Here is an 881-nt window from a genome sequence, read left to right on the forward strand (position 1 = left end):
AAACCACAGAAACCAGGAAGCTACTTGCCATACATTCCAGGTGTAGACAACCCAGGAGACCGTCCACCAGTACCATATGATGAAACACCATTGGTACCAGAAGACAATCCACCGTTGCCATACATTCCAGGTTATGAGCCAAAAGTTCCAGGAACCACAGAGCCGTTGAAACCAGTTGATCCAAATGATCCAACCAAGGGTTACATTCCACCACCAATTGTGGATCCAAACAACCCAGGTGTAGACACTCCAGTGCCGTATGAGCCAGTAAGCCCAACTCCTGAGAAACCACAGAAACCAGGAAGCTACTTGCCATACATCCCAGGTGTAGACAACCCAGGAGATCGTCCACCAGTACCATATGATGAAACACCATTGGTACCAGAAGACAATCCACCGTTGCCATACATCCCAGGCTATGAGCCAAAAGTTCCAGGAACCACAGAGCCGTTGAAACCAGTTGATCCAAATGATCCAACCAAGGGTTACATTCCACCACCAATTGTGGATCCAAACAACCCAGGTGTAGACACTCCAGTGCCGTATGAGCCAGTAAGCCCAACTCCTGAGAAACCACAGAAACCAGGAAGCTACTTGCCATACATTCCAGGTGTAGACAACCCAGGAGACCGTCCACCAGTACCATATGATGAAACACCATTGGTACCAGAAGACAATCCACCGTTGCCATACATTCCAGGTTATGAGCCAAAAGTTCCAGGAACCACAGAGCCGTTGAAACCAGTTGATCCAAATGATCCAACCAAGGGTTACATTCCACCACCAATTGTGGATCCAAATAACCCAGGTGTAGACACTCCAGTACCGTATGAGCCAGTAAGCCCAACTCCTGAGAAACCACAGAAACCAGGAAGCTACTT

Annotated in this window: 1 pseudogene; it reads left to right on the top strand. The window is 48.2% G+C overall.

What is annotated here, in order from left to right:
• Window positions 1–24: 24 nt before the first annotated feature.
• Window positions 25–881: pseudogene (locus ACXM1Q_RS09295) on the top strand (hypothetical protein); the annotation flags it as partial.

This window comes from Streptococcus sp. 10F2 (genome assembly GCF_054331515.2).